Source organism: Nocardia spumae, from assembly GCF_020733635.1.
GTDB lineage: Bacteria > Actinomycetota > Actinomycetes > Mycobacteriales > Mycobacteriaceae > Nocardia > Nocardia spumae.
The window spans coordinates 2,752,806-2,775,312 of record NZ_JAJFZL010000001.1; the positions used below are offsets into that span (position 1 = coordinate 2,752,806).

The following is a 22,507-nucleotide window of genomic DNA, read 5'->3' on the forward strand; positions in this document are numbered from 1 at the left end:
ATGGCGACCGCTGTAGGTATAGACCTGGGCACCACGAACTCGGTCATCGCAAGCTGGCAAGGCGGTGAGCCGGTCGTGATCTCCAATACCGAGGGAGCGCGAACGACGCCGTCGGTGGTGGCGTTCACCGAGAGCGGGGAGCGCCTGGTGGGTCAGCTCGCCCGGCGACAGGCGATCTTGAATCCGAAGGGCACTATCTATTCGGCGAAACGCTTCATCGGACGTCATTACGACGAGGTCTCCGAAGAGGCCAAGGCGGTCAGTTTCGACGTCGTACCGGGGGACAACGGTGAAGCTCGATTCGACGTGCGGGGCAGGAAGTACGCGCCGGAGGAGATCAGCGCCCTCGTGCTGCGCAAGCTCGTCGACGACGCGAGCAAGTTCCTCGGTGAGAAGGTCAAGGAAGCGGTCATCACCGTTCCGGCCTACTTCAACGACGCGCAGCGCAACGCCACCAAGGACGCCGGCCGAATCGCGGGCCTCGACGTTTTGCGGATCATCAACGAGCCGACCGCCGCGGCGCTGGCGTACGGCATGGACAAGCAGACCCACGAGACCGTATTGGTCTTCGACCTCGGCGGCGGCACTTTCGATGTGAGCCTGCTCGACGTCGGCGACGGGGTGGTCGAGGTTCGTGCGACGGCCGGCGACTCCCATCTCGGCGGCGACGACTTCGACCGACGTCTGGTGGACTACCTCGCCGACGAATTCCAACGGGCGGAGAACATCGATCTGCGCAACGATCCGCAGGCGTTACAGCGCCTCTTCGAGGCGGCGGAAAAGGCAAAGGTCGAGTTGTCCTCGGTGACACAGGCTCAGGTCAACCTGCCCTTCGTCACCGCTGACGCGAACGGTCCCAAGCATCTCACCACCACGGTCATGCGATCGAAGTTCGAGGATCTGACGGCGGATCTGGTGGAACGCTGCCTCGGTCCGGTGAAGCAGGCGATGAGTGACGCCAAGGTCACCGCCGACGACATCGACGAGGTGATTCTGGTCGGCGGGTCCACACGTATTCCGGCGGTGCAGGCGCTGGTCCGCCGGCTCACCGGCGGCAAGGACCCCAACATGAGCGTCAACCCGGACGAGGTCGTGGCGCTCGGTGCCGCGGTCCAGGCGGGCGTGCTCAAGGGGGAGGTCTCCGATGTGCTGTTGCTCGATGTCACCCCGCTGTCCCTCGGTGTCGAGACCCAGGGCGGGGTGATGACCAAGATCATCGAGCGCAATACGACGATCCCGGTCCGGCGCAGTGAGGTGTTCGCCACCGCGGAAGACAATCAGTCGGCGGTGGATGTCGTGGTCCTGCAGGGCGAACGCGAACGGGCCGCCGACAACCGGGTGCTCGGTCGGTTCCGGCTGGAAGACATCCGCCCCGCGCCCCGGGGCGAGGCCCAGGTCGAAGTCACGTTCGACATCGACGCCAACGGCATCCTCAACGTCACCGCTCGCGACAAGGACACTGGTAAGGAGCAGGGCATCACGATCAGCGAGCAGGGCAACCTGGACCAGAGTGAGGTCGAGCGCATGCTCGCGGAGGCCGAACGGAACCGGGCCGAGGATGAGGCGCTGCGAAAGGCGGTCGATGCGCGCAACGCGCTCGATTCGGTTGCCTATCAAGTGGAACGGCGACTGGCCGAACTCGGCGACAGTGCCCCTCCGCACGAGAAGGCGCGTGCCGAGATGCTGATCGCCGACGCCCGGAAAGCCGTGCAAGACAATGCTTCCCCCGCGGAGGTGGAGCCACTCACCTCGGAGCTGCAGCAGCTGCTCTACGGGCTCGCGTCGGCCCAGACCGGCGGCGGCGACGGACAGGAGGCAGGCGGCGGAGGTGCGGCGTCGTCGGATGACGACGACGTGATCGACGCCGAATTCGATCGAAGCTGAGGCACACGATGGAAAGGTCTGCAGATCATTCGCCGACCGAGTCGGCTACCGACGAGGATCGTACCGAGACGGTTCCTGATAGCACCGACACGGGGGCCGAGCTGGCTCAACTCGAGGACCGCTGGCGCAGGGCCCTGGCGGATCTGGACAACCTGCGCAAGCGGTTTGCCAAGGATCTGGAGCGTGCACGGGCTGCGGAGGTGGCGAGGGTTTCCGCTGCGTGGCTCCCGGTGCTGGACAATTTGGAGCTCGCGCTGGCCCATGCGGGCAGCGATCCCCAGGCCGTCGTCGAGGGCGTGAAGGCGATCCGGGACCAGGCGGTACAAGTGCTGGCGCAGTTCGGCTTCGAGCGCCACGACGAGGTCGGTGTGCCGTTCTCTCCGGAGCTCCACGAAGTGGTCAGTGTGGTGGCCCAACCCGACCTTCCCTCCGGGACCGTGATCGAGGTCGTGCGCCCCGGCTATGGGGAGGACGGCCGGCAGTTGCGTCCCGCCTCCGTGGTTGTCAGCCGGCCCGAGGGGTGAGCAGCGATGGCGCGTGACTACTACGAAGTGCTCGGTGTCCCGCGTGGTGCCGGCACCGACGAGATCCAGCAGGCCTACCGAAAGCTGGCGCGCAAGTATCACCCCGACGTGAACAAGGACCCCACCGCGGAGGACAAGTTCAAGGAGGCCAACGAGGCCTATTCGGTGTTGTCCGATCCGGACACCCGGAAACGCTACGACCGATTCGGTGACGACTTCCGGCGTGTCCCCGAGGATTACGACGAACGGGTCCGGGCGAGCGCCGGCGGGTACGGCGGCACCGGCACAAGGGTGCGCTTCGGTCACGGTTTCGGCGGCGAGGGCGCCGTCGGTTTCGACGACCTCTTCGGGCAGATGTTCGGCGGCGCCGGTGGGTACGGACCGATCCCAGGCGCCGATCAAGAAGCGGAACTGGAACTGACCCTGGAAGAGGCGTATCGGGGCGGCAAACGCAGTCTCCGATTGGATGGACGGCGGTACGACGTCGACATCCCCGCCGGTGTCCTGGACGGCCAAAGGATCCGGCTGGCCGGACAAGGCGGCCGGAGCAACGGTGACGCACCGCCCGGGGATCTGTACCTCGTGGTGCGGATCAAACCGCATCCCCGGTTCCGGGTACAGGGTCGCGACATCTACGTCGACCTGCCCGTATCGCCATGGGAGGCGGTGCTCGGGTCGACCGTTGTCGTTCCCACCCCGGGCGGCGAGGCGAAGGTCAAAGTGGCACCGGGCTCCTCGACGGGCCGGAAGTTGCGCCTGCGCGGAGAAGGGATGCCCAATCCGCGTGGCGCCAAGGGCAATCTCTACGCCGAAATCAAGGTGATGGTGCCGTCGAAACCCACAGCGCGCGAACGCGAACTGTTCGAACAGCTGGCCGCCGAATCGAACTTCGATCCGAGGAAAAAGACATGAGCACACCGACCCCGGTCACCCGGTACGTATTGGTTTGCCGTCCCGGATTGTCGCCGGAAGCCTTCGCCGAACGTACCGGCCTGCACCCGGATCTGGCACGAAGGCTGGTGGCTCTCGGCCTGCTCGATGCCCACCGCGACGCCGCCGGCGAGATGTCGTTCGAACCATCCGAAGTGGCTAACGCGGCTCGCATCCAACGGCTGCGGACCGGCCTGGGCCTGAACTACTCGGCGATCGGGCTTGTGCTCGATCTGCTGGATCGAATCGAGAAACTCGAAGCAGCTTCCCGCGCAAGGAGGACATCGCATGGACACCGGCAGCCTGACTGAAAGGTCACGAGAAGCCCTGCAGGAAGCTCAGAACATCGCGACCAGAATGGGGCACACCGAGGTCGACGGAGAGCACCTGCTGCTCGCATTGGTCGATCAGCCGGAAGGGCTGGTACCCCGACTGCTCGAGCAGGCGGGTGCGGACGTCGATGCCCTGCGATCCGATCTGCACGGTGAACTGTCGCGTAGGCCGAAGGTCAGCGGCCCCGGCGCGACGCCCGGTCAGGTGATGATCACCCAGCGCTTGGCCAAGCTGCTCGACGCCGCGGAACGGGAGGCGAAGCGCCTCAAGGATTCCTATGTGTCGGTGGAGCATCTCGTGATGGCCCTCTCCGAGGAGGGGTCGGCCAGTGCGGCGGGACGGGTCCTCGCGCGTCATGGGGTCACACGGGAGGCCTTCCTCACCGCCTTGACCACAGTGCGCGGGAATCAGCGCGTCACCTCGGCGACCCCGGAGGGGGCGTATGAGGCGCTGGAGAAGTACGGACGCGATCTCGTCGCCGAGGGCCGGACAGGCAAACTCGATCCGGTTATCGGCCGAGATGGCGAGATCCGCAGGGTCACGCAGATTTTGAGCCGGAAGACGAAGAACAATCCGGTGCTGATCGGCGACCCCGGCGTCGGTAAGACCGCGATCGTGGAGGGCCTCGCCCAGCGGATCGTCCGCGGCGACGTGCCCGAGGGCCTGCGCGACAAGACGATCTTCTCGCTCGACATGGGTTCCCTGGTGGCCGGCGCGAAGTACCGCGGCGAGTTCGAGGAGCGACTGCAGGCGGTGCTGTCGGAGGTGAAGGCGGCCGAAGGGCGCATCCTGTTGTTCGTCGACGAGTTACATACCGTGGTGGGGGCGGGATCGGTCGGCGGCGAAGGGTCTCTCGACGCCGGCAACATGCTCAAGCCGATGCTCGCCCGCGGCGAGCTGCACATGATCGGCGCCACCACTCTCGACGAGTATCGCAAACACATCGAATCCGATGCGGCACTGGAACGTCGATTCCAGACCGTTCTCGTCGACGAGCCCAGCATCGAGGACGCGATCTCGATTCTGCGCGGACTTCGGGAACGCCTCGAAGTGTTTCACGGCGTGAAGATTCAGGACGGCGCCCTGGTTGCCGCCGTGACCCTCTCGCACCGGTACATCACCGACCGCTTCCTTCCGGACAAGGCGATCGATCTGGTCGATGAGGCATGCGCTCGGCTACGCACCGAAATCGACTCGATGCCCGCCGAACTCGACGAGCTCACCCGGAAAGTCACCCGGCTCGAGATCGAAGAGGCCGCGCTGTCCAAGGAAACGGACGCGGCCAGCAAGGCGCGCCTGGAAGAGCTCCGTAAGGAGCTGGCCGACCTGCGGGCCGAGGCCGACGCCCGGCACGCTCAATGGGAGGCGGAGCGGCAGGCGATCCGGCGTGTGCAGGAGCTGCGGGGAGAGCTGGAACGGTTGCGCCATGAGGCCGAGGAGGCGGAGCGCAACTACGACCTCAATCGTGCTGCCGAGTTGCGATACGGCGAGATCACCGAGCTGGAACGCAGGCTCACGGCGGCGGAGGAGCAACTGGCCGCCCGGCAGGGACGGAATCCGTTGCTCCGGGAGGTGGTCACCGAAGACGAGATCGCGGAGATCGTGGCCGCGTGGACGGGTATCCCGGTTGCCCGGCTGCAGGAAGGCGAGCGGGAGAAGCTGTTGAAGCTCGACGAGATTCTGCACGAGAGGGTCGTCGGTCAGGAGGAGGCGGTGCAACTGGTCGCAGACGCGGTAATCCGGGCGAGATCCGGAATCCGTGATCCGCGCCGGCCGATCGGTTCGTTCATCTTCCTGGGCCCGACCGGCGTGGGCAAGACCGAGCTCGCGAAGACGCTGGCCAGTGCCCTCTTCGACAGCGAAGAAAACATGGTGCGCCTGGACATGAGCGAGTATCAGGAGCGGCACACGGTGAGCAGGCTCATCGGTGCGCCCCCTGGGTACGTCGGGTACGACGAGGGCGGCCAGCTCACCGAGGCGGTGCGCCGCAAGCCGTACTCCGTCGTGCTCTTCGACGAGATCGAGAAGGCCCACGCCGACGTCTTCAATACCCTGCTACAGGTGCTCGATGACGGCCGTATCACTGATTCTCAAGGGCGGCAGGTCGATTTCCGGAACACGGTGATCATCATGACCTCCAACATCGGATCCCAGTATCTGCTCGGGGGAGTCACAGCCGACGGCGAGATCAAACCGGATGCCCGGGAGCGGGTGCTGGCGGAGCTGCGCGGGCACTTCCGCCCCGAATTCCTCAACCGGGTCGACGACATCGTGTTGTTCACCCCGCTCACGCTGCCCCAGATCGAGCACATTGTGGAGCTACAACTCACCGATCTTCGAAATAGGTTGTCGGAGCGGCAGATACACTTGGATATCACGCCGGAAGCGCGACGGCTCATCGCCGAACACGGTTTCGACCCGGTCTACGGTGCGCGGCCGCTGCGGCGGTACATCGCCCACGAGGTCGAAACCAGGATCGGCCGTGCGCTGTTGCGCGGCGAGATCGAACCGGGGGGCACCATCCGTGTCACGGTGGCCGGCGGCGAGCTCGCCGTCGCGTATGCCGAACCTGCCGTCGCGGCGGCCTGAGAAGAGGTGTTGTCATGGGAACCGAGAAGGTGAAGTGCCCGAACTGCGGCAAGGTCAACAAGGTGGCGGCGGCCGGGGAAGGAAAACCGCGATGCGGGAACTGCCATGAGCCGCTGCCCTGGATCGCTTCGGCAGGCGACGACGACTTCGTGGAGGTCGCCGAGAGATCCGCGATGCCTGTGCTCGTCGACCTCTGGGCGACATGGTGTGGCCCGTGCCGCACGGTCAGTCCGGCGCTCGAGCAGCTCGCCAGGGAACGCGCGGGTGGAATCAAGCTGGTGAAGGTCGACGTGGATGCTGCACCCCGGACGGCCGAACGATTCACCGTTCGTGCGGTACCGACTTTGCTGGTGATGGACCGGGGAGAGGTGCTGGCTCGTCACGCGGGTGCTGCTCCGGTACCGCAATTGCGCGGTTGGCTCGATCAGGCGCTCTCGAAAAACGCGGGCAAGGAGGCGAAGCTATGACTTCTGTCCCTGTCGACCCACACGTGACCGCGATCCGGCCCGTCGCACCCCGGACTCCGCAGGGCTGCGAGGAATGCCTTCGCCTCGGCACCCCGTGGGTGCATCTGAGGCTGTGCCTGACGTGCGGACACGTCGGTTGCTGCGACTCCTCGCCGGGCAAGCATGCCAGCGCGCACGCGCACACTGTCGGCCATCCGATCGTCCAGTCGTTCGAGCCGGGTGAAGATTGGCGCTGGTGTTATGTCGACCAGAACTTCGTCTGAGGACGCCGCTCCCGTCCGCGACATTCCGCCTGTCGACGCCGAGACTCCGGATGAGCTGGGAGCATACCCGCGGCTGACCGACGACCAGGTCGCGACGCTCGAGGTCGGTGGCACGCGTCGAGCGGTTCGCGCCGGTGAGGTGCTGGTCCGAGAGGGCGAGCCCAGCAACGACTTCTTCGTCATCCTCTCGGGCAAGGTGGCGATCATCGACGAGGGCGACGGAGACGGCGAACGCCGGATACTGCGCATGCACGGTCCCGGCCGATTCCTGGGCGAGCTCGGGTTGCTGGAAGGCCAGGTGGCGTTCTTCAGCGCCGAGACGATCGAGGACGGCGAGATACTCGTCGTCCCGGCCGAGCGGGTGCGCGAGCTGGTTTCCCACGATCCCGTGCTCAGCGATCTGATCCTGCGCGCCTACCTGGTGCGCAGGCATCTGCTGATCGGGCTCGGTTCGGGGTTCCGGATCATCGGCTCCTGCTATTCACCGGACACGTTGCGGCTTCGTGAGTTCGCCATGCGAAACCGGTTGCCCCACAGGTGGATCGATCTGGAGCGCGACGATCGGGCGGAGCAGCTGCTGCGCGGCCTGGGCGTCTCCCCCGAGGACACTCCCGTGGTGATCTGGCACGGCGAGAAGGTGCTGCGTAATCCGACGAACGCGGAACTCGCTCGCATCGTCGGGCTTCCGGTTCCGGACGCGGCCCGGGACGCGGCCCAGGACGTGTGTGACCTCGTCGTGGTGGGTGGGGGACCGGCGGGTCTGGCCGCGTCCGTGTACGGCGCCTCGGACGGGTTGAACACGGTGACACTGGAGTCGTTCGCCGCGGGTGGCCAGGCGAGCACCTCCTCCCGGATCGAGAACTACCTGGGCTTCCCGGCAGGGATTTCCGGCGCCGAATTGGCGGAGCGGGCCGTGATCCAGGCCGGCAAGTTCGGCGCCCGCATCCTGGTGTCGGCGGAGGTTGCCGGTCTGGGGTCCCAGGACGGGCACCACGTGCTGCGGCTGGCGGACGGCGGCACGGTTCGCGGCCGGGCCGTCGTGCTCGCCACCGGGGCGCGATATCGCAAGTTGTCGGTGCCAGGAATCGAGGTACTGGAGGGGACGAGCGTGTACTACGCCGCAACCCATCAGGAAGCGCGAATGTGCGGCACCGACCCGGTGGCCATCGTCGGCGGCGGAAACTCCGCCGGGCAGGCCACGGTCTTTCTCGCGGACCGTGTTTCCCACGTGGACCTGCTCATCCGCGGCGGTAACCTCGGAAAGAGCATGTCCCGCTACCTCGTCGACCAGATCGAGCGTCATCCGCGCGTGACCGTTCACCGGAATACCGAGATTCGCGAGGTCCACGGTGAGAAGTACCTCGACGAAATCGTGGTCGAGAACAATCACACGGGCGCACACGACACCCTTCGGGTGCGCGCGCTGTTCGTCTTCATCGGGGCGGTGCCGTACACCGGGTGGCTGGCCGACACGGTCGCACTCGACGACCACGGTTTCGTCCTTACCGGCATGGATGCGGTCCGCGCGCGTGAGGACGGCAACCAGTGGATCGGCGACCGGCCGTCGAGGACGCTCGAAACGAGCCTGCCCGGCCTGTTCGCTGTCGGCGACGTCCGCAGCGGTTCCGTGAAACGGGTCGCCTCCGCTGTCGGTGAGGGAGCGATGGCGGTTCGCCAAATCCATGAATACTTCGACAGGAGCTGACGACATGCCAGTGATGGGTACCGTGAAATTCCAGCATCTCTTCCGGGCAGCGGCCGGCCTGCACGTCGACCGGAACGACCTCAAGCGCTATACGGATTTTGTCGACGACAAGATCTACGATCTGATCCTCATCGGCAAGTCCTCGGCAAAGGCAAACCTCAGGGACGTGATCGAACCGTGGGACCTGCCGATCACCAAGGGGCTGCAGGAGAGCATCCACCGGTTCGAAAAACTCGACCAGGAAATCGAATTACAGGCTCTGCTCGATCAACTGACGGCCCGGCCGCCGTTGGACATGGCCCTCTCCGAGGCGACCGAGCAGCGATTGCCGCTGATCGCCGGAGGTTTGAGCGTGGCGCTGGCGCACACCTTCGTGGCGATCGAGCCGGACCGTAAGAACCCCGGTACCGCCGAATGGAACGTCGCCTTCGACATCTTCCATCTCCTGCTCTGACCACTCCCCGCCCGGCGGAGCCGAGTAAACCGCCGCTGGCCTGTGACGGCACTTGCGTTGTGGAATAGTTTGCGCCGCAATGTATTCAGCTTGCAACGCCCGCCGGGCAAGACCGGTTTATCCTCGCCAGCTCTCGGTCCCACCTCGAACCCGCCACCCTCGGCCTGACGCGGCTCGCGGCGACGCCGATCGGCGATCTCGGGGCCGGTCGACTGCTCGGCTAGGTGAAGACAGGTGGCGATGCGCTGGTGGACAGACCATGCGCGACGCGGTCAGGACTGCTTCGTCGCGTTCGGGCTCAACCGATTCGCCAGTGGAAGGGTCGTCAGTCCGTGTGGTCGAATCGCCGGCGTTGCCGAGCCCCGTAGGCCGCAGCCTTCACGGCCTCGTCGTCCTCCATACCCGACCCCAGCGCACCGCCCAGGGTGGCCACGGCGGCGACCAGCCAGGCCATCAGCAGCAGCGTCGCCAATCCCGCAGGCCCGCCGGTGTTTTCGGTAACCATCTGCGGCGGTATCGTCCACCAGGCGGTCAGCATCAGCAGGATGAACAGCGCGGCGTGAAAGACAACGACGCCGATCGTCAGGGTGATGACGGTCGATGCGTTGTACAGCGCCGCGCGCTCTCGTTCGCTTCTCGAGTGCGGGCGTTCCCGTAGATTGTGTTCGATGATGAGCCAGGCGATCAGCGCCACGCTCGCGAGGGCCGTTGCCGCGCTCAATCGCCACGGGCCCATCGTGGCCGACAGCCGCCACATCGTCCCATAGGCGAGGCTGACAGCCCCGGTGGCGAAGGCCGCCATCATCACCTTCGACATGCCGGTCACCAATCGCCATGGTCGATTGGCATAGACCATGCCCGCGAGCAGCCGCACGCGCGACAGGACCGACGGGGCGAGGTAGTGGACGATATCGCCGTCCTGCACCCGATTCAGCCGCTCGGTTGCAGCCTTCTGTGGGCTCGACCGGCTCGTCATCTCGGCCACGACGGCTCGCGCCAAGCCCCGCACCCGGCGCTGAATGAACGCACCACCCAGACCCGGGATGGAGATCACGGCGAACCGGTCCGGCACACTGATGTCGGCCAGTACCGGCGTCGTTCCCTGACGGCGAGGCAGATCGGTGAGGTAGATGACGACGTCCTCGGTCTGGCCACTCGGGTCGATGGTGTCGACGACCTCCGAGAACTCGGTGTGCTCGTCGATGGGGTAGGCGTGACATCGCACCGACACATCCCGAGTCTCGGGCGCGGCCCCGTCGGTCCGCTCATTCGAGAGCGATTCGGACAGATGCTCGGCGATCGCCGCCGGCGCTCCGGGATCGGCGATCAGCAGAATTGACGACTGTTCCCGTGCCATAGGCCCGGCCTACCCTCGCCCCCGGCCGGCCAAACGTCTCCGGTTTTCACGCGCCCGCGAAACCTTCGCGGCAACGAACGGATCGCGATCGACGCGTAGGCCGCGGAGAGGGCTTCAGACAACGACGATCACGCGGCTGGCCATTCATGTTGCAGCGCAAAACAACTCGCGGCACCCGACTGGCGAATCACGATGTTCACGCGACGGAAACCGACGGCCGCGAGGCACGAGAAAGTCAACTGGATCTCCCACTACCCGAACGCAACGACTGGCGCCTTGCCGCCGGCTAAGCACCCCTACACGGAAACCTCGCTCAACGGGCGCTATTGCACATCCTGCGATCCTTGCAGGCGTTGCTGGACTCCCACGACCCGTTTCCGGCGCCGCAATCGACCGCGGCTGGAATGTGCGACTCACCAATCATGCTGCGCGCAGCCTGGTTCGGGTATTCTCGAATACGTGCGCGGTGCGCCGACCAACATCTTCCGCACTTGGAGCTTGCCGCAATTGTCGGCGAACCTGCTGGGGAGTTTCGGTACGCCGATGGGTCTCACCCATTCCGATCTGTCGGTCGAGCTGTTCTTCCCGACCAACGAGAAGACCCGAAACACGCGCTCCGCCGCCACGCTCGCACCGACGCGGAAGTGTCGAATTACCGGTGGATCTGACCCCGTAGGGGTCAGTTTCCGGTTGGGTGATCCGGCCTTCGAATGCGATGGCGAACGCGTTGAGCGCGGGCTTCCATCACATCACCCATCGTGCCTTACCAACACCGGTCGGGTCGGGGGCACCAACGTAGGGCAATGGTTGACGGAGCGCGCCTGACGAGTTCAGCGATTGCTGAAGGTTCGCTATCGGGTTGAATTGGGTGGCTTTTCGGGTGTGTCGACACTCGGTGTCGGCTCATGTGCGGTTGTTGCGGTGTCCACCGGCGGGGCGCATCGGGGTTCCGCGTTTGTGGAGTCCGTCTTTGATCGTGCTGGCGGGTGTTCCGCTGAGTCGGCTGCAGGAGGCGAGGGAGTTGCCGGCGAGGTAAAGGTTTTCGAGGTGGTCGATGTCGGCGTCAGTGAGAGGTTGGTGACGGCGGGTTACCCCTTCTCTAATGAGCAGGTTCAGGACGGCGGTTTTGGAGATGTCGTATCGGGCGGCAAGTTCGAGCGTTGTTGCGCCGTCTCGGTAGGCCTGGACGGGTTCGTCGACGGTGCGGCGGGGGAGTCGGTGTTGGATGTTCCGGGCCGGCTTGGGCCGCATCGGGCTGGGTGATTTCCGCTGCCGTCTCCTCGGTTCGACGCTGTCGGATTGGATTCCGGCTGTGAGGTTTTCGAGTTTGCGCAGGTCATCCCGTTTCGCGTAACGCCCAGCCAGGTCCACCAGAACCTCTTTATTCGAAACAGTGACCGTCCGCAGGTGTGCATCGCGGCGGTTGATCCTGGTTTTGTCCGCCGTCCGATTTGGGTGGTTTAGGGCTGCCGAGTGAAGGTCAGCGAACATGCCGGTCTTGTCGTCGGTGATTCGTAGTGCGGTGGCGTCTTCCATGTCATCGATGTAGAAGCACTCGAACAACGTCTCGTTCAGCAGTCGCCGTACGTCTGGGCCTGCGTCCAGATACAGGCTGTACGGGTCGGCGATGAGGTCGAGGGCGTGACGGAGAACCGTCGTTCCGACGCCGAGTTCTTCGGAAGTGTTGGTGAGGGCCGCTTCGATGCGGTTGCGCTGGGCTTTGATCTCGATGAGTCTCATGCGCACCTTGGCTTGGGGCATCGAGCCATCGGCGAGCAGATCGACCAACCGGTTTTCGCTCTGGTCGAGTTCCTTCATTTGCCGGTTCAGGTTGGCGTGCAGCTCTCGGGTGGTGTTCTGCTCGTCGGAGACGACTTGTTCGAGCAGGCGTCGGGTCGTGGCGGCGAAGTCGGTCGGCAGCTGCAGAGTGCGGTAGTGGTCGACGATTGCTTCTTCGACGGTCTCGGCCGGCAGGTGGGGGAGGTCGCAGAGGCCTTGTTTGCTCCTGCGGCAGGCGAAGTAGGCGTACCGCACTCTGAGGTTCACCCCGGGGAGTGGACACCGAGTTGGCGGGACGGTTGATCTCGCTGGTTAGGATGTCTTTCGTGCCTCCTCGTAAGCGTCGGTCGTTCACGGCCGAGTACAAGTCGAGGCTGCGCATCGTGTGATCGATTCCGGTCGCACGGTCGCTGAGCAGGACAAGGACATCGCGTTTCTGAAAAGAGCGTCGGCGTACTTTGCCGCGATGTAGACGAACCGGCCCGGTTCGATCTGATGGCCGAGTACGCCGGCCCCGACACTGTCACCGGCGTTGCCGGTACTGAACAGCCTGCAGGGCACCGGTTTTCGATCCGCCGCATGGCACGACTGCTGCAGGTGTCGAAATCGAGCTACTACGCATATGTGAAGCGCAGGGCGGCAACGGTTCTCACCGACCGCCAGCAGCGGCGGGCGGACCTGGAAACGAAGATCGTCACCGTTCATCGCGAATCGCACGGCACCCACGGATCACCGCGGATAACCGGCGAGTTACGTGATCGGGGCGAGTGAGTCTCGGCCAAGACCGTCGCCCAGATTATGGCGTCGGCCGGGCTCGAAGGGATCAGTCCTCGCACGTTCAAAGTGCGCACCACCGTGGCAGATCCCGCGGCATCGTTCCCGCCGGATCTGGTGGAACGCCGCTTCGACCGGGGCCGGCCCGACGCTGTCTGGACGACCGATATCACCTATCTGACCGCGCGGGCCTGCTGCCACCACGGGCTGCTACCGTCGATGGGAGCGACCGGAATATGTTGGGACAACAGCCCTTCCGAATCGCTGTGGTCGAGTTTCAAACACGAACACTATTACCGTCACACCTACGCCACGAAAGACCGAACTCGTTGTGTCGGTTGACAAGTGGATGAACTTCTACAACACTACCCGGCGGCATTCCGCGATCGGGAACCAAAGACCCGACGATTACGAGCGTTTACTTCGAACCGCTGCCGCCTGAAATCTTTAAGCCCCCTGTCCACCACTCGGGGTGAACCTCACCTGACCTTGCTCCGCGTGCGCGTGTGTGGCCATGACGCCCCAACTTCGAGAGGTAGCCGGGTTCAAGAATCAGTCGGCGGAATATGGAAGCGCTCGTGATTGTGGAAGCGGCTGTGGTCATGAATGCAAGTGAGGTCAGTGACGCGCAACCCGTCACGCACACGCGTATTCTCATCGATGCAAAAGCCGTCATCCCCAGTCTGCAACACCACGGCAGTCGCCGTCACCGCGTACGGCGCCCCGATCGCCGCGGCAATCAGCGCTACAACGAGGGTGCGGCGTACCAGCGCGGCAGTCGTGGGCATCGTTCGCCCCATCGGCTTCCTTCCGTCGCGGGATCTCACAACATTCTATCAGCGCACGCAGATGGAAAAATTCACCGACTCCAGGGGTGACTCGAAGATCACCGTCCGCGACATCGACCGGTCGGATCCCGGTCCAGTACACCGAGTTGGGCTCCCACCAATGCGTACAGCGACAAATCTCGTTTCAGCGAAACAAGTTGGGGCGCGCACGTCGCGGCCGTCTACGGAGGCTATGCACCAGCCGAGCAGAACCGGATCGACCCCGGAAGCGAATCCTACTTATCTCTGAAGGGTAGGAATTCGATGGCTCGGATACTGCGCACCAGTTGATCCGATCCTTCGGTTCGATCGTGGTGATCCCTCAGCGAATCCGTGGGCGTTGGAGGCCTCTCAACAGCCGGCGGCACCGTTACCAGATCCCTTGCCGGGGCATACAGCCGGCTGGGCGCTTCGACCATTCACGGTTCGTTCCGGGCGACGTCTGGACTCACCTCGGGAGCTCGATCCCTCAGAGGCCCGATGTGTCGTTCCTGCCCGGTCGTCGTATTCGGTTGGGATAGCTCGTGGTTCGATCCCTCCCGCACGACCAGACGCCCGGCGTTCTCGTGGGCCCTCGAGCTCTGAGATAGACCGGTGTCGTGCGGGTGAGCCGGGATCGCGAACAGCTCATCGGAGGAAAGCCCATCGAGGCTCGTAAGTAGGGCGCTGCGCGTTTCCGCCGGGGACATCGAACACCGCAAAACACCTGATGGAGGACTGGATTGAGTGACTACTGCGGCGTGGACCGGGCCGAAGGGCATCATGACATCGCGATCGTCGATCGGGAGGGAAAACTCGTGTCCAAGAAGCGGATCGCCGACGATCCAACCGGTTTCGCCGAGCTGACCCAAATGCTTGCCGACGCCGGCGATGCCGAAGACCACCTGGTCCCGGTCGCCATCGAGAACCCACGCGGTTGATGGTCGCTGCTCTGCGCGCAACCGGGCTGCTGGTGTTCGCGAACAATCCGATGGCCGGGGCCCACTACCCGATAGCGAACTCGCCCAAGCCATCGCGGTTCTTGCACGCGCCCACCAGCCCTACGACCCGGCGAAAGCATTCGGCCACCCGGTCCCCGAACCTCGAAATCACGCCGCCGCTTGACAGTTGGACGAAGTTCCGACCCACAGCGCGGTCACAGCAGCGGCGATCCGGGGGCCGGGGTGAGTTCGGTGGTGGTCACGTCGAGGATGGCATCGATGTCGAAACCCTGCATATCGGAGCGCAATTCGGAGCTGGCGAGATACCGCTCGGTGACGGCGGTCGAGTCGGAGTCCGGGGGGAACGACAGCAATGCGTACAGTCGCGGAACGTCGGAGTCATCGGTCCACAGACCGTGTAGGCCGATGCCGAATTGCGGGAAGCTCGCCAGATGCCGGGGATAGTGGGTGTTCCGATACTGTTCCAGTGCGGTTGCTGTCGACAGTGTGTATACCCTGAGCTGGTAGTTTCTCAAGATGTTCTCCTACCTTCTTTCCAGAATGGTTGTATGACCGCGGATTCAGGCGGTCAGCAGGAGTAATGCGACCGCGAACATCACGGCCGCGGAGGAGGCGTGGACTCCGTAGGCGGCCGACTTGGGCCCTTTGTCGCGGAGCACGATGGCCGCGTCTCCGACCGGAATGAGGGCGAGGGTGAGTACGAGCCCGCCGAGCAGCGCCGGCGTGCCGACGGCGAGCAGAACGAGAATGCACGCTCCGGCGGCCATATCGCGGATTCCCTTGACGCGCAGCCATGCACGAAAGGCAGGGTCCTGGAGCGGGGAATTCGGGATGCCGAAGCCGGCCGCCCCCTGCGGTGCCCAGAGAAATGAGCTGCCCATGGCGACGACCGCGATCCCGATGAGCGCGGCGAGAGAGCTGCCGATAATCGATTGCATAATGAATTCCTTTGGTGGATGGCTGGTTTCAGATGTTCGGAATGATCACGCCGCGCGGATGCGGCGGATGTGGCGGGCGTAGCGAGGGCGGCCGATGAGGTGCCAGATACCTCGGACCGGGGCGGGGAGGCCGGACAGCAGGCGTGCGCGTTCGGACGGGTTGGCGTCCTCGAGGACTATGCCGAAAAGTGTGAGCAGTGCGAGCTTGGGAGTGTGCGCCACCAGGTGCTCGCCCTGCGAGGCCCATTCCGCTTCGGTGAGGTGGTCGGCGGCGAGTGGCAGCAAGGTGGCCTCTTCGTCGTCGAGGTGCTCCAGCAGGACCGCCCGGTGATCGGTGAGCGAGGCCACGAGTGCGTCGCGTTCGTCGGCTGCGGCGGCCGCCTCCCAGGCCGGCACCTCGGTGTCCAGTCTGGTCAGCGTGGCGGCTACGCGCTCGTGCTGGGCCTCCATCCGTAGGACGATGTCGGTCCCGAGATCCACGCGGGCGAGCAGCAGCGGCCACAGCAGTTCGTCCTCGCCCTCGTGGTGGTTCTGCAGACCCAGCCGGTAGAGGCGGAAGTGGTCGGCGAGGACCGCGGCCCGAGCGGTGTCGCCCGGCGCGACCGCCGCTACCAGCTCGATCAGCAGCCGCGATTCACGGCGCAGTCCACGGTGAACTACTTCCATGTCGTGGGTGTCGATGCCCATCTGCTTGTTTCCCTCCGTGTTCGATCGGTTCGATGCACCTAAACTGAGCCCCGGTTGTTGGAAGGTGCTTGGAGACGACATGGAACACCGGTACCTACCGCGCGTACGATCGGCCTGGTCATGGTCTTGATCCGGGTATTGGGTTCGTTCGCGGCCGAGGACCGTGATGGGCCGGTTCCGCTCGGCGGACCGCGCCAGCGCGGGGTGCTGGCTCTGCTGGTGGCCGCACGTGGGCAGGTGGTGTCGGTCGATCGCCTGGTCGAGGATCTGTGGCGTGGCGAACCGCCGGGCCGCGCCCGCACCTCGTTGCAGGCGTACGTGTCCAACCTGCGCCGTCTGCTGGAACCTGGTCGCATGCCACGCACCCCGGCCCGGCTGCTGGTGAGCGCCCCACCCGGCTACGCACTGCGGGTGCCGCCGGAAGCGGTGGATGCGTGGCGTTTCGAGGAGTTCCTCGAGGAGACTCGTGCGCTCGCCGACCCCCGCGACGCCCGCGACCGGCTGGGGTCGGCGCTGGCGCTGTGGCAGGGGCCGGCGTTCGCCGAGTTCGCCGACGAGCCGTGGGCGGCGGCCGAGATCGCGCGGCTCGACGAGTTGCGGGTGGTCGCCCGTGAACTGCGCGTCGCGGCGGGACTGCGGCTGGGCGATCCCGTCGCGGTGGTTCCTGAGGCTGAGGGCCTCACCCGCGACGAACCGCTGCGCGAGGAAGGATGGCGGATGCTCGCCCTCGCGCTGTGGGGCAGCGGTCGCCGAGCCGACTCACTGGCCGTGCTGCGCCGCGCGGGCGCGACGTTCGCCGACGAGCTGGGGCTCGATCCGAGCCCGGATCTGATGGAACTGGAGGCGGCGATCCTCGCCCAGCGCACGGATATCCTGCACGCCGCCGTTCCGCCGACGTCCGCGCGACTCCCGCGCGCCGAGGTTCTGCCCATCACCAGCGCTTCGAAGTTCGCCGGTTCCGGAGCGCACGTCATCGCCGAACAGGCACGCGATGCCACAAAAGTGCCAGGAACACAATCTGACTCGACGGCAACAGAGCCGAGAGCCGTCGAATCGTCGAACGGCGGGCCGGGCGCCGCTGCGTTCGTGGGGCGCGATCGCGAACTCGCGGTGATGATGGCCGCCGCGGAGGAGGCCGCCACCGGCGGGGTTCGCGTCGTGCTCGTCACCGGGGAGGCCGGGCTCGGCAAATCGACACTGCTGGAGCACCTCGGCGCGCGACTCGGACAGAATGGATGGCTCGTAGCTGCCGGGCGCTGTCCCGAGCTGGACAGCGCTCCGCCCGCGTGGGCGTGGGTCGAGGCCCTTCGGGAGGTGGCGGCGAGTTGCCGGTCCGGCGAGCCGCCCGGCGAGCTCGCCCCACTGCTCTGCGATTCCGCACGGGGTACGGGAGATGCGACGGCCGGGCGTTTCCGGCTGCGCCGGGCATTGTGGAACTGGCTCACCGCGGCCGCGGGGGCACGTCCCATTGCGCTGATTCTCGATGATCTGCACTGCGCGGACGGCACGACCTTGGACCTGCTCGGCGGTGGCGTGGGTGTGCGGGCCCCGATCCTGATCGTCGCGGCGTATCGCGGGGACGAGAGCGAGCGGCTCACCGACACCCTCGGATCACTCGCCCGAGCCGCGCCGCTGCGGCTGGACCTGGCCGGACTGCCCGCCGACGCTGTCGCCGAGCTCGTACGTGCCGAATGCGCGGCCGACGACACGACCGTGGCCGGGATCGCCGAGCGGACAGGGGGCAACCCCTTCTACGTACGAGAGAGCGCGCGGCTGCTGCACGGGGAGGGCGCGTTGGTCGCGCTCTCCGAGGTCCCCGACGGTGTCCGGGATGTGCTGCGGCGCAGGCTCGCCCGGCTCCCCGAGGGCGGTGTCTCCGTCCTACGGCTGGCTGCCGTGGCCGGCCGGGAGAGTTCGGTGGATATGCTCGTCCGGGCCGCCGACACCGACGAGGACGGCGTGCTCGACGCGTTGGACGCGGGCGTCATCGCCGGATTGCTCGACGAGCCGGGGCCGGGGCGGGTCCGGTTCGTGCACGCGCTGGTCCGGGACACGCTGGTGAGCGATGTCAGTCGGATACGGACGACGAGGATGCACGCTCGGATCGCCGCGGCACTAGAGGATTCGGGCGATATCGCTGCGCTCGCCCATCACTACGCGCGCGCAGGGTCACCGAAGGCCGTCGGCTATTGCGTGCGCGCCGCCGAGCTGGCCGAGGCACGCTATGCCCACGATGTAGCGGCCGCGCTCCTCACCGATGCCGTTACCAACTCCGGCGACCCGGATGAACACGTCGACCTGCTCGGCAGGCTGCTGCGCGCACAGGTGCGGGCCGGATCCTTCGCCGCGGCCAGGGACACACGCGCGCGGGCCGTGGAGTACTCCGACTCGATCGGGCGCGAGGACCTGATGATCGCCGCGTTCACCGCCTGGACCGAACCCACTCCCTGGCAAGCCCGCCCATACGGCACGGTCGACCACCACATCGTCGGACGCCTCGCCCGTCTGCTCGAACGGCCGGGCCTCACCCCTGGCACGCGTTCCCACCTTCTGATCGCCTACGCCCACGAACTGGTGGGCGAGGACGATCCGACGGTCGTCGCGGCGGGGGAGGAAGCTCTCGAGCTCGCGGCCGATCCCCGCCTCCGCGCCGCCGCGCTCCTGGTCCTCGCACGCGCGTCCGGGCGGGAGGAGTACTCCCGGGAGCTGGTGGAGATCGGCGTCGAGCACGACCTGCCTGTCTACCGCGTGACCGGGCTGCTGGACCAGGCCGCGAACGCCGCGGTGGCCAACGACCCGACAACCATGCGCCGTGTCACCGAAGAAGCGCTCGATCTCGCCCGCACCTACCGGATGCCGGAGTCGATCGGCGCCGCCGAGATCGCACTGGCGACGCTGGTGCTCGTCGAGGGCCGATTCGCCGATGCCGAACGCCGCTACGCCGAGGCCACCGAACGCATGGAACGCGCCGGATCGGTGCACGCCGCGGGCTTCCTCCGTCTCGCGCGGGCGGCGATCTGGATCGCCGACGGCACGCTCGGCGACCACCTGGACGACGTGCGGGCCTTCCACGAGGCGCTCGGCCCCATGGTCGCCGACCTACTCACGCTCGCCCTCCACGCCGCCGGCCGCGGCGACGAGGCCCGCCGGTGCGGCGCGGCACCGGCCCCTATCCGGCCCGACTTCTTGTTCACCTTCCTGACCAGCCTGCGCGCCCTTGCCGGTATCGCCTCGAACGACCGCGACGCCGCCGAGCAGAGCTACACGGACCTGCTCCCACACCGAGACGGGCCCCCGGCAGGCGTGGAAACCGTGTCGCTGGCCTTGCGCCCGGTCGCCCACACGCTCGGCGAACTCGCTCTCTTCCTCGACCGGCACGACGAGGCCGCCGCCCACTTCATCCGCGCCGCCGCCGTCGCCGACCGGTGGCATGCCCCACACTGGTCCGCCGACGCCCGAGCACGCGCCGAACATGCTCTCACCAGCCAGGTTTCGTCCCCGCGGCAACGCTGAATCGTCTTCGGCGACGGGTGTCCCATGCACCGGCCACAGCGTTCCAAGTCGGCTCCAAGTACCTTCCAGAACCCCGGGACCATTGTCGAGCTCATCGGAACGACCCTCTAGAGGAGCGAAACATGAGCACACCTACTTTCCGGGCCGCCGTCGTCCGCACTCCGAGCGGACCCGACTCGATCGAGATCATCGACGTCCCGCTCACCGAGCCCGGCCCCGGTGAGGTCGGGGTCGCGGTCGCGGCTACGCCGGTCAACCCCACCGACCTCGGTGTCGTGGGCGGGTTCTTCCACGAGCTGGGCATGATCAACCAGCCTTCGCACACCGGTCTGGGCTGGGACTTCGCCGGCATCGTGCGCGCCGTCGGTCCGGGCGTGGAACTGTCCGTAGGCACCCGGGTCGCCAGTGTCGTTCTCGGTTTCGACCGCGACTTCGGCACCTACGCCGAGCAACTCGTCGTGCCCGCCGCCGATCTCGCCGTCGTACCCGACGCACTCGACCTGGTCACGGCATCTACAGTGCCACTCAGCGGCCTGAGTGCGGCGCGGATCGTCGATCTGATCGGCGCGCCGCCGACCGACGGAAACCGGCTGCTGGTGGCCGGCGTCGCCGGCGCGATCGGGGCCAACGTTGCTGCCCTCGCTCCCGACCGGGGTTGGCGGGTGTCCGGCCTGGCCCGCGAGGCGGACGAACCGTTCGTGCGGAGTCTCGGCGCCGGCTTCGTCACGAGTGCCGGGATGGGCTGGGACGCGGTCGTCGATACCACGCCCCGGCAGGTGTGTGGCCTGACCCCGGTCCGCGACGGCGGAACCTTCGTCGGCGTCCGGCCGAATATCGTGCCCGCGGCCGAGCGAGGGATCACAGTGCACACACTGATGGCGCAGTCGGACGGTCCCCGACTAGCGCAGCTACTGGCCCACGCGGCCGCCGGCCGGTTGCCGACTCGCGTGCATGCCGTTATGCCGTTGGCCCGGGCCGCGGACGCCCACCGGGCCATGGCCGAGGGCGGGACGCGCGGTCGCTACGTGCTCGAGCCCTGACCGAAGCGGCCACAGCGGAGGCGGGAAGGACGGCAGCGCCTCCCTGCCGGCGTTCCCAGAGTCGAGGCCGACCGGCCCTCACGGTGGGGTGGAACAAACACCACACGGGACCGTGTCCGACTCGCAGATGTCACTGCGCTCACGATTGTCGACCCGCGTCATCCCTTGATGATCTCTGAGTTCCCCATCGGTAGTCGCCGATCCTGAGTTGGACGATGTATCAACGGATTCCCGACGCCGACGGCCGGCTCGTCGGCCCCAGCGGCAGGAGACAGCGCTGCAGTGCTGTGCGGAGGGCCTGTCTGTCCGTGGCGTCCGGGTGGGGTGATGCGGTTTGCCCATGCGCCGTAGCGGTCCGGGCGCAGCAGCAGTGCGGTGGGCGATCCGGGCCGGGCGGTTTGCTGTCGCAGATTACGAAAACCGTGCTGGAGACGGCGTGAACGCCGAAATGGACGAGCATCCAGGGTATTCCAAGGGTGACCAGCGGATCCGTGGGTGCCTGGTCGGTGCGGGCAGGCCGCGGCCCGATCGTCCTCACCGCGTGACGGGCTTCGGGCCCGGTTGCGGGTCGGTGCTCAGCTGTTCGGGTAACACGGTGAAGTGGCGGACGAAACCGGACAGGACAGGCAGGTCCTTCGGTGTGGTCCACTCGCCGAGCAGGTCGCCGGTGACGGTGTCGCTGTAGAGATAGTGACCGTGTGTTGGTTCGTTGAGGTCGTAGGCATCCAGGTAGATCCGCCATCGGCCGTCGGGGAGCGGGATCACGCACTGTCCCTCGCGCGGTTGTCCCGGGCCCGGTCCGCCCCAGCGTGCCCAGTTCCCGGTTCGCGCGAACGTGTACGGGCCGACCAGGCGGTCGGCCACCGCGACCTCGACGTTCTTGGTCGATTCGTTCTTGACGAACGCGTAGTAGCGTCCCTGCGACAACGTGACCGTGGTGTCGATGTAGCCGAGGCCACCCGGTGCGGGAACGACGCCTGCCAGCGGTAGGGGCGTGGTCCAATGCAGCCGGCTCAGCGACGAGGTGGTCGCGGTCATGACGTGCGGCCGAAAGATCGTGCCGTCGTTGATGTTCACCAGGACGCTGACCGTGCCGTCACGGTCGACGAACCATTCCGGTGCCCAGGTATGGGTGACACCGTCGAACGGAATCGTGTACTCGTACAGGAACTCCCAGTGGATCCGGTCATGGCTGCGAGCGAACCCGATGGTGTTGCCGTCCCATGCGGTCGTGTACGTCACGTAGTACTGGCCGTCGACGTGACGAAAGACGCTGGGGTCGCGGCACAAGCCCTTCGTGGTCGTGGCCGCCGCTGCCGGGGTGTCGGCGGGGTCGGCGTCCGGCGGACGGTAGGCGTCGGCCTGGACGAGCTGGAAATTCGTTGCGTCGCTGGATTCGTAGACCGACATATCGGTCTGGCTGGCGTTGGTGAACGCCGTCATCGTGTATCGGATCGGCGGGGCGGCGGCCACTGCGCGTCGGGATGCCACAACGCTCAACG

21 protein-coding genes and 1 pseudogene are annotated in these 22,507 nt (G+C 66.3%); 15 read left to right on the plus strand and 7 right to left on the minus strand.

Annotated features, from left to right (window positions below):
• The 9 genes and pseudogenes from dnaK (at position 1) to LKD76_RS12095 (ending at position 9,149) form a co-directional block, all read left to right on the plus strand.
• A complete protein-coding gene (dnaK, locus tag LKD76_RS12055) occupies positions 1-1,884 on the plus strand; it encodes a molecular chaperone DnaK (protein WP_227981140.1) in 1,884 nt (627 codons plus the stop codon).
• 8 nt (positions 1,885-1,892) lie between these two features.
• The gene (locus tag LKD76_RS12060) at positions 1,893-2,408 is read left to right on the plus strand and encodes a nucleotide exchange factor GrpE (protein WP_227981141.1); all 516 of its coding nucleotides are present in this window, start codon (positions 1,893-1,895) and stop codon (positions 2,406-2,408) included.
• Positions 2,409-2,414: 6 nt separating this feature from the next.
• On the plus strand, positions 2,415-3,320 hold the full coding sequence (locus LKD76_RS12065; RefSeq protein WP_227981142.1) for a DnaJ C-terminal domain-containing protein: 906 nt from the start codon (positions 2,415-2,417) through the stop codon (positions 3,318-3,320).
• Positions 3,317-3,645 (plus strand): annotated as a pseudogene (locus tag LKD76_RS12070) (chaperone modulator CbpM). The gene LKD76_RS12065 and the pseudogene LKD76_RS12070 overlap by 4 nt, the downstream one beginning before the upstream one ends.
• Positions 3,627-6,260, plus strand: coding sequence for an ATP-dependent chaperone ClpB (clpB, locus tag LKD76_RS12075; RefSeq protein WP_227981144.1), 2,634 nt, complete (start codon positions 3,627-3,629; stop codon positions 6,258-6,260). Before LKD76_RS12070 ends, clpB begins: the two are co-directional and overlap by 19 nt.
• Before the next feature lie 14 nt (positions 6,261-6,274).
• On the plus strand, positions 6,275-6,727 hold the full coding sequence (gene trxA / locus LKD76_RS12080) for a thioredoxin (RefSeq protein ID WP_227981146.1): 453 nt from the start codon (positions 6,275-6,277) through the stop codon (positions 6,725-6,727).
• Positions 6,724-6,990: a ubiquitin carboxyl-terminal hydrolase 14 gene (locus LKD76_RS12085; RefSeq protein ID WP_227981148.1), complete on the plus strand. Its 267-nt coding sequence runs from the start codon at positions 6,724-6,726 to the stop codon at positions 6,988-6,990. Before trxA ends, LKD76_RS12085 begins: the two co-directional genes overlap by 4 nt.
• On the plus strand, positions 6,968-8,695 hold the full coding sequence (locus LKD76_RS12090; protein WP_227981150.1) for an FAD-dependent oxidoreductase: 1,728 nt from the start codon (positions 6,968-6,970) through the stop codon (positions 8,693-8,695). Before LKD76_RS12085 ends, LKD76_RS12090 begins: the two co-directional genes overlap by 23 nt.
• A gap of 13 nt (positions 8,696-8,708) precedes the next feature.
• Complete coding sequence (locus LKD76_RS12095; protein WP_227985223.1) at positions 8,709-9,149, plus strand: DUF1931 family protein; 441 nt, start codon at positions 8,709-8,711, stop codon at positions 9,147-9,149.
• A gap of 325 nt (positions 9,150-9,474) precedes the next feature.
• On the opposite strand, the gene LKD76_RS12100 is transcribed toward LKD76_RS12095, so the two are convergent.
• Positions 9,475-10,506 (minus strand): hypothetical protein, encoded by a 1,032-nt coding sequence (locus LKD76_RS12100; protein WP_227981152.1) that lies wholly within the window; start codon positions 10,504-10,506, stop codon positions 9,475-9,477.
• 459 nt (positions 10,507-10,965) lie between these two features.
• On the opposite strand from LKD76_RS12100, the gene LKD76_RS12105 reads away from it, so the two are divergent.
• Entirely contained in the window at positions 10,966-11,331 is a 366-nt protein-coding gene (locus LKD76_RS12105; RefSeq protein WP_157163600.1) for a hypothetical protein, read from the plus strand.
• Between the two features lie 78 nt (positions 11,332-11,409).
• Here the strand turns inward: LKD76_RS12105 and LKD76_RS12110 are convergent, their stop codons facing one another.
• Positions 11,410-12,552: a hypothetical protein gene (locus LKD76_RS12110; RefSeq protein WP_227981154.1), complete on the minus strand. Its 1,143-nt coding sequence runs from the start codon at positions 12,550-12,552 to the stop codon at positions 11,410-11,412.
• Between the two features lie 228 nt (positions 12,553-12,780).
• Between LKD76_RS12110 and LKD76_RS12115 the strand changes: the two genes are divergently transcribed.
• Both LKD76_RS12115 and LKD76_RS12120 read left to right on the plus strand, forming a co-directional pair.
• Positions 12,781-13,056, plus strand: coding sequence for a hypothetical protein (locus tag LKD76_RS12115; protein WP_227981157.1), 276 nt, complete (start codon positions 12,781-12,783; stop codon positions 13,054-13,056).
• A gap of 84 nt (positions 13,057-13,140) precedes the next feature.
• Positions 13,141-13,401, plus strand: a complete 261-nt coding sequence (locus LKD76_RS12120) for a hypothetical protein (protein ID WP_227981159.1) — start codon at positions 13,141-13,143, stop codon at positions 13,399-13,401.
• Between the two features lie 203 nt (positions 13,402-13,604).
• On the opposite strand, the gene LKD76_RS12125 is transcribed toward LKD76_RS12120, so the two are convergent.
• Positions 13,605-13,847, minus strand: coding sequence for a hypothetical protein (locus LKD76_RS12125; RefSeq protein WP_227981161.1), 243 nt, complete (start codon positions 13,845-13,847; stop codon positions 13,605-13,607).
• A gap of 779 nt (positions 13,848-14,626) precedes the next feature.
• Between LKD76_RS12125 and LKD76_RS12130 the strand changes: the two genes are divergently transcribed.
• A complete protein-coding gene (locus LKD76_RS12130) occupies positions 14,627-14,806 on the plus strand; it encodes an IS110 family transposase (RefSeq protein ID WP_227981163.1) in 180 nt (59 codons plus the stop codon).
• Between the two features lie 215 nt (positions 14,807-15,021).
• Here LKD76_RS12130 and LKD76_RS12135 read toward each other — a convergent pair whose 3' ends face one another.
• The 3 genes from LKD76_RS12135 to LKD76_RS12145 are packed head-to-tail and all read right to left on the minus strand — an operon-like array spanning position 15,022 to position 16,452.
• Positions 15,022-15,342, minus strand: a complete 321-nt coding sequence (locus LKD76_RS12135; RefSeq protein WP_227981167.1) for an NIPSNAP family protein — start codon at positions 15,340-15,342, stop codon at positions 15,022-15,024.
• 45 nt (positions 15,343-15,387) lie between these two features.
• Positions 15,388-15,765: a DUF4267 domain-containing protein gene (locus tag LKD76_RS12140; protein WP_227981169.1), complete on the minus strand. Its 378-nt coding sequence runs from the start codon at positions 15,763-15,765 to the stop codon at positions 15,388-15,390.
• Between the two features lie 45 nt (positions 15,766-15,810).
• Complete coding sequence (locus tag LKD76_RS12145) at positions 15,811-16,452, minus strand: hemerythrin domain-containing protein (RefSeq protein WP_227981171.1); 642 nt, start codon at positions 16,450-16,452, stop codon at positions 15,811-15,813.
• A 120-nt stretch (positions 16,453-16,572) separates the two neighbouring features.
• On the opposite strand from LKD76_RS12145, the gene LKD76_RS12150 reads away from it, so the two are divergent.
• Positions 16,573-19,965 (plus strand): ATP-binding protein, encoded by a 3,393-nt coding sequence (locus LKD76_RS12150; protein WP_227981172.1) that lies wholly within the window; start codon positions 16,573-16,575, stop codon positions 19,963-19,965.
• Between the two features lie 122 nt (positions 19,966-20,087).
• Positions 20,088-21,005 (plus strand): NADP-dependent oxidoreductase, encoded by a 918-nt coding sequence (locus LKD76_RS12155; RefSeq protein WP_227981173.1) that lies wholly within the window; start codon positions 20,088-20,090, stop codon positions 21,003-21,005.
• A gap of 534 nt (positions 21,006-21,539) precedes the next feature.
• Here the strand turns inward: LKD76_RS12155 and LKD76_RS12160 are convergent.
• A complete protein-coding gene (locus tag LKD76_RS12160) occupies positions 21,540-22,496 on the minus strand; it encodes a glycoside hydrolase family protein (RefSeq protein ID WP_227981174.1) in 957 nt (318 codons plus the stop codon).
• Between the last annotated feature and the right edge of the window lie 11 nt (positions 22,497-22,507).